This window comes from Actinomadura flavalba DSM 45200 (genome assembly GCF_000374305.1).
GTDB classification, from domain to species: Bacteria; Actinomycetota; Actinomycetes; order Streptosporangiales; family Streptosporangiaceae; genus Spirillospora; species Spirillospora flavalba.
Genome location: NZ_KB894101.1, coordinates 117,296 through 122,922, shown reverse-complemented (window position 1 = coordinate 122,922; position 5,627 = coordinate 117,296). Strand labels below are relative to the sequence as shown.

The following is a 5,627-nucleotide window of genomic DNA, read 5'->3' as shown; positions in this document are numbered from 1 at the left end:
ACCACCCGGAAAGGAAACCCCCGATGAGCAACCCCTTCGAGGACGCCGACGCCACCTACGTCGTGCTCGTCAATGACGAGGGCCAGCACTCCCTGTGGCCGTCGTTCGCCGACGTCCCCGCGGGCTGGACCGTCGCCAAGGCCGAGGACACCCGGCAGGCGTGCGTCGACCACATCAACGAGAACTGGACCGACATGCGCCCCAAGAGCCTGATCGAGGCCATGGGTGGTTGACCGGCCGGTGCGCGGGGGCGCCGCGGCGCAGGTGATCCCGGCCGTCACCGAATGGACGATGGAGATGCACGATCCGGGCGAGCTGCGCCCGGCGCCGGGACCGCGCGTCCCGATGACGTTCACCCTGTCGCGCGTGCCGTCGCCGGACGTCGGCCGCGCGCTGTACGCCGCCGTCGGCGCCCGCGTCTGCTGGACCGACCGGTTCTCCTGGACGTACGACGACTGGCGCGCCTGGGTCGAACGGCCCGAACTCGGCGTGTGGCTCGCCCTCGCCGAAGGCACCCTCGCCGGGTTCTTCGAGATCGAGGCGCAGCCCGGCGGCCACACCGAGATCCACCTGGTCGGGCTCACCCCCGCGTTCGTCGGGCAGGGCAACGGCGGGCACCTCGTCGAGCAGTGCGTCCGGCGCGCCTGGCAGCGCGGCGACACCTGGGCCGAGGGCACCGGACCGGCCCGCCGCGTCTGGCTGCGCACGAGTACGCTGGATCACCCGGGCGCCCTCGCGAACTACCGGCGGCGCGGCTTCACGCTCGCCGGTGAGACGACCGGGCCCAAGTCCGTCCCCGATCCCCGCGTCGCCCCCTGGCCGCTGCCCGACGACCCCCGCACCACCCGCCGCGCCGCCGCGCAGGAGTTGATGTCGTGACCTGGTTCCGCTGCCCCGAGCCCCGCCCGTGGGCGGCCCTGCGGCTGTTCTGCCTCCCGCACGCGGGCGGCTCCGCCGTCGCCTACCGGCCGTGGGTGAAGGAGATCAGCCCGGCCGTCGAGGTGCAGGCCGTCCAGTACCCCGGCCGCGCCGACCGCATGGGCGACGCGCTCGTCTCCGACGCGGGCCAGCTCGCCCGGCTCATCGCCGGGGCGATGGCGCCGCTGATGGACCGTCCGGCCGCGCTGTTCGGGCACAGCATGGGCGCCGTCCTGGCCTACGAGGTCACGCGGCTGCTGGAGGAGCGCGGGCACCGGCCGCTGCACCTGTTCGCGTCCGGCACCCGGCCGCCGCACGCACGCGGCGACCGGGAGGACGTCCCCATCTGGCAGCGCGACGACGACGGCGTCGTGGCCGCCATGGCCGAACTGGGCGGCACCGACGCCGACGCGCTCCGCGACCCCGAACTGCGCGAACTCGTGCTGCCCTACGTCCGTAACGACTTCCGGCTCATCGAGGAGTACGAGCACCGCCCCGGGCACCGGCTGGCGGTCCCGGTCACGGCGTTCGCCGGGACCGCCGACACGCACGCCGGTCCCGACCAGGTCGCGGCCTGGGCCGAGGTCACCGAGGGGCCGTTCGCGCTGCGCGTCTTCGAGGGCGACCACTTCTTCCTCGTGCCCCGGCAGTCGGGCGTCCTCGCCGAGATCCAGCGGACCCTGGACGTCCCGGCCTGATCCGCGGATCTCGGCTCACCGGCCCGGACCCGCCCCGTCCCGGACCGGCGCCCAGCCGGGGCCGCGCACCACGTGCGCGGCCCGGTGCCGCCAGGTGCGCGCGTGCCGCACGTCGCGGCCGAGCGCGGCGAACTCGTGAAAAGCGACGCGCACCGGGTTGTAGGTGTCGATGTTCCTCGTCAGCCCGTAGACGACGCGTTCGCCCTCCGGCTCGAACGTGCCGAACAGCCGGTCCCAGACGATGAGGACGCCGCCGTAGTTGCGGTCGAGGTAGCGGGTGTTGGACGCGTGGTGCACCCGGTGGTGCGACGGCGTGTTGAACACCCACTCGACCGGGCGCGGCAGCGTCCCGATCCGCTCGGTGTGCAGGAAGAACTGGTACACCAGGCTCACCGACTGCTGGAACAGGATCATCCACGGCGGAACGCCCAGCAGGGCCAGCGGCACCCAGAACGGAAGCCCCGTGATCGGCGTCCACGGCTGCCGCAGCGCCGTCGTGAAGTTGTAGAACCGGCTGGAGTGGTGCACCACGTGGCTCGCCCACAGCACCCGCACCTCGTGGTGCGACCGGTGGTACCAGTAGAACGCCAGGTCGTCGGCGACGAACAGCAGCACCCACGTCCACGCGTTCGACGGCGACAGCTCGAACGGCGACAGCACGTACGCCACCGACAGCACCGCCACCAGCAACAGCTTGTAGACGACGCCGACGAACACGCTGCCGAGCCCCATCGACACGCTCGTCACCGCGTCGCGGGTCTCGTAGCCGCGCTCGTCGTCGTCCGGCAGGTACCGGAACGACGCGACCTCCAGCGCGATGCACAGCAGGAACACCGGGATCGCGTACAGGACGGGGTCGGGGATCTGGTTCACAGCGCCTCCAGCGCTTCCACGACGGTGCCGAGCACGTCCCACGCGGCCCGGTAGGAGCCCTCCTCGTCGCGGGCGGCGAGGCGCGCGGCGAGCAGGTCGTGCTTGGCGCGGTCGGCGTGCTCGGCCGAGAGCCCGGCGATGGCGGCGGCGCCGACGCGGTTCACGCCGTCCACGAGGGTGTTGAGCGCGAGCCGGTAGGCCAGGTTGCCCGAGCCGTCGACGACCGCGTCCCAGAACGCGACGTCGGCGGCGTGCAGCTCGTCGGGGCCGGCGCCGCCCGGCGGGTAGCTCCGTGCCGCGACGGCGACGCGTTCGAGCGCCGCGTCGTCGGCGAGCCGGGCGCAGCGCCGCGCGGCGTCGGCGCCGATCGTCCGCCGCATCACGACGATGTCCCGCAGCACCGCGACCTTGTCGATCGCCCCCGTCCGCGCCAGCTCCAGCAGCAGCTCCAGCCCCGCGTGCCGCCGCCAGTCGAGCACCTGCGTCTTCCCGCCCTGCGCGACCCGCACCACCCCGGCCTGCTGCAACCGCTTGATCGCCTCCCGCACGGCGTGCCGGTTGACCTCGAACACCTCGGTCAGCTCCCGCTCGGCGGGCAGCGCGTCGCCCGGCGCGAACTCCCCGACCAGAATCCGGTGAATGAGCTGCGCGAACACCCCATCGGACACCACACTCCGCCGCACGGCGGTCATCTCCGGCATGCACCCAGCATGACCGATAGGTGCCCACTTATCAACTGGTTGGACCACCTGATGTCTAACCATCGAGGTCCAAAGCGGTGCATGCCGCCCTACGCTGGACGCCTCGCCACGCGCCCCTGACAGGAGGCCACCCATGCGCCGCGTCCCCCCACTGACCTACCTGGGCGCCCTCCAGATCCTCGGCGACGAGGACGACGATTCGTGACACGCGGAGTCGTAGGGTGACGACATGAAGATTGCGGCGACGTGGCGGTATCCGGTGAAGTCCATGCTGGGCGAATCCCTCGACGCCGCCGAGGTGACCCCGGCCGGGGTGGGCGGCGACCGCGCGCGGGCGCTCGTCGACCTGGAGACCGGGCGGGTCGCCAGCGCGAAGAATCCCCGGCTGTGGCGGGACCTGCTGCGCATGCGGCCCGCCGGGGACGGCATCGTCCTGCCGGACGGCACGTTCGTGGACGACGACCTGGACGATCACCTCTCCGAAGCCCTCGGACGCCGGGTCACCCTCGCCTCGACGCCACCGGACGGCGCGGTGCTCGACCGTGCCGTCCCCGACCAGGTACTGGCGGAGGGCATCGAGGCGCGGGTGGCCACCGAGGACACGCACCTTCCGCCGAACGCGTTCGTCGACTTCGCGCCGGTGCACCTGATCACGACGGCGACACTCGCGACGATCGGCGCGGCGACGCAGGCAGGAAGCGTCGATCCCCTCCGGTACCGCCCGAACCTGGTCATCGACGTGCCAGGGGAGGGCCACCCCGAGGCGTCATGGGCCGACCGTGAGCTGGAGATCGGCGACGTCGTCCTCCGAGTGATCGCCCAGACCCCGCGCTGCGCCGTCCCCACTCTGGAGCACGGCGACCTGCCCCGCGACACCGACGCCCTGCGCGTCCCCGCGAAGCAGAACCGCGTCGCCCCCATGGACGGCATGACGCCCCAGCCGTGCGCGGGCGCGTACGCCACGGTCGTCCACCCGGGCACGATCCGCGCAGGCGACGACGTGCGGTTCCGCTAGGAAGCGGATCTACGTCCGGACACGACGGCGGGCGACGAACCGCGGTCGCGCTGGCGGGTTCCCGGGTGCCCCTGGGAGCGGCGGACGGCCGGGAACCCGTCAGCGGGTCAGTACAGCGTCACGCCGTACGCCGACAGTGCGGGGCCGACCGGCTGGAAGAACGTCGTTCCACCGAGGGTGCAGTCGCCGCTGCCTCCGGAGGTCAGTCCGAGGGCCGTCGGGCCGGTGAAGAGCGGGCCGCCGCTGTCGCCGGGCTCGGCGCAGACGGTCGTCTCGATGAGGCCGCTCACGGTGGCGCCGTCGTCGTAGTTGACGGTCTTGTTCAGCGCCGTCACCGTGCCCGTGTGCACCTGGGTGGTGCTGCCGCTGCGGGTCACGGACTGGCCGACCGTGGCCGAGCCCGCGCCGGTGATGTCCTGCGTGCCGCCGTACAGGCTCACCACGCCGCGCGTGTCCGCCGGGGCGGAGGAGTACTTCACGAGGCCGTAGTCGGTGCCGGGGAAGTCGCTCCCGGCGGTGTCGCCGAGCTTGCTGGAATTGGCCGCGTCCGCGTACCAGGCGCCGCGTCCGTCCGTGCAGTGCCCGGCCGTGAGGAAGTAGTACTCGCCGCCCTTCTCGACGTTGAAGCCGAGCGAGCAGCGGCCCGTCCCGGCGTAGATGGCCTCGCCGCCCGCCGTGTACGTCCGGTACGTGCCCTTGGTCTGGCGGACGTGGACGGCGTCGCCGAGCGCGGCGGCGGTCTTGCGCACCTGGGCGAGCCGGGCGCCGGTGACGGTGGCGTCGAGCGTGACGACCACCTTGTTCGCGGCGGGGTCGACGGCCCAGGCGCTGCCGGGCACCGACGCCCGCCGCTTCAGCGCCGCCTCGGCCTTCTTCAGGTCGTCGCCGCCGCGCGCGACGGTGCGGGGCCGCGCGCCCGCCGCGCGGACGGCCGCTGCGGCGCCGGAGTCGGTGACGGTGACGACGAGCGCGCCCCCGTCGAGGTAGGTCCCGGCGCTGCGCGCGCCGAGCTGGGCGGTGAGCGCCGCCGCGACCCGCGCCGGGTCGGCGGGTGCGGCGGGGGACGCGGCCGAGGCCGCGCCGGGTGTCGCGGCCAGGGCCGTGAGGGCCAGGCCGGTCGCCGCGACGATCGCGGCGGGCCCGCGCAGGCGGGCGGAACGGTACTTCACGACGCCTCCAGTGGGGGATTGGGCGCGTGGGGGACGCGCCGGAGGTGACGCCATGGTTTCAAGCCCGCCCCGGTGCCGGGGAAGCCGAGATTGTGCCCAACCGGGCCGGGGATGTTGGCACGATGGGTGCGCGATGCGCCGCCGGTCACGGGGCAGAGTGACCCGTTTGGGTAAAAGGGACGAATTGGGCCTTTTTCCCGTCCGGTGTTGGACGTAGCGTCGAAAGCGGCGGGGGCCGGACACCGGGCGCGGA

General features: G+C 73.4%; 7 protein-coding genes. 4 read left to right on the top strand and 3 right to left on the bottom strand.

The window, feature by feature from the left end:
- The first annotated feature begins 23 nt into the window (after positions 1 to 23).
- The 3 genes from C229_RS0125205 to C229_RS0125195 are packed head-to-tail and all read left to right on the top strand — an operon-like array spanning position 24 to position 1,616.
- The gene (locus C229_RS0125205) at positions 24 to 233 is read left to right on the top strand and encodes an MbtH family protein (protein WP_018657898.1); all 210 of its coding nucleotides are present in this window, start codon (positions 24 to 26) and stop codon (positions 231 to 233) included.
- Positions 234 to 240: 7 nt separating this feature from the next.
- Positions 241 to 879 carry a GNAT family N-acetyltransferase gene (locus C229_RS0125200; protein WP_018657897.1) on the top strand — a complete coding sequence of 213 codons (639 nt, stop codon included), beginning with the start codon at positions 241 to 243 and terminating at the stop codon, positions 877 to 879.
- On the top strand, positions 876 to 1,616 hold the full coding sequence (locus tag C229_RS0125195) for a thioesterase II family protein (RefSeq protein WP_018657896.1): 741 nt from the start codon (positions 876 to 878) through the stop codon (positions 1,614 to 1,616). Before C229_RS0125200 ends, C229_RS0125195 begins: the two co-directional genes overlap by 4 nt.
- Positions 1,617 to 1,631: 15 nt before the next feature.
- Here C229_RS0125195 and C229_RS0125190 read toward each other — a convergent pair whose 3' ends face one another.
- Both C229_RS0125190 and C229_RS0125185 read right to left on the bottom strand, forming a co-directional pair.
- Positions 1,632 to 2,489, bottom strand: coding sequence for a sterol desaturase family protein (locus C229_RS0125190; RefSeq protein ID WP_018657895.1), 858 nt, complete (start codon positions 2,487 to 2,489; stop codon positions 1,632 to 1,634).
- Positions 2,486 to 3,190 carry a FadR/GntR family transcriptional regulator gene (locus C229_RS0125185; protein WP_026314147.1) on the bottom strand — a complete coding sequence of 235 codons (705 nt, stop codon included), beginning with the start codon at positions 3,188 to 3,190 and terminating at the stop codon, positions 2,486 to 2,488. Before C229_RS0125185 ends, C229_RS0125190 begins: the two co-directional genes overlap by 4 nt.
- A 229-nt stretch (positions 3,191 to 3,419) precedes the next feature.
- Between C229_RS0125185 and C229_RS0125180 the strand changes: the two genes are divergently transcribed.
- Positions 3,420 to 4,205 (top strand): MOSC domain-containing protein, encoded by a 786-nt coding sequence (locus C229_RS0125180; RefSeq protein WP_018657893.1) that lies wholly within the window; start codon positions 3,420 to 3,422, stop codon positions 4,203 to 4,205.
- Between the two features lie 107 nt (positions 4,206 to 4,312).
- On the opposite strand, the gene C229_RS0125175 is transcribed toward C229_RS0125180, so the two are convergent.
- Positions 4,313 to 5,374 (bottom strand): S1 family peptidase, encoded by a 1,062-nt coding sequence (locus C229_RS0125175; protein ID WP_018657892.1) that lies wholly within the window; start codon positions 5,372 to 5,374, stop codon positions 4,313 to 4,315.
- Between the last annotated feature and the right edge of the window lie 253 nt (positions 5,375 to 5,627).

Coding starts and splice junctions, on each gene's coding strand:
- C229_RS0125205 (WP_018657898.1), top strand. CDS start 24: ATGAGCAACCCCTTCGAGGACGCCGACGCCACCTACGTCGTGCTCGTC.
- C229_RS0125185 (WP_026314147.1), bottom strand. CDS start 3,190: ATGCCGGAGATGACCGCCGTGCGGCGGAGTGTGGTGTCCGATGGGGTG.
- C229_RS0125180 (WP_018657893.1), top strand. CDS start 3,420: ATGAAGATTGCGGCGACGTGGCGGTATCCGGTGAAGTCCATGCTGGGC.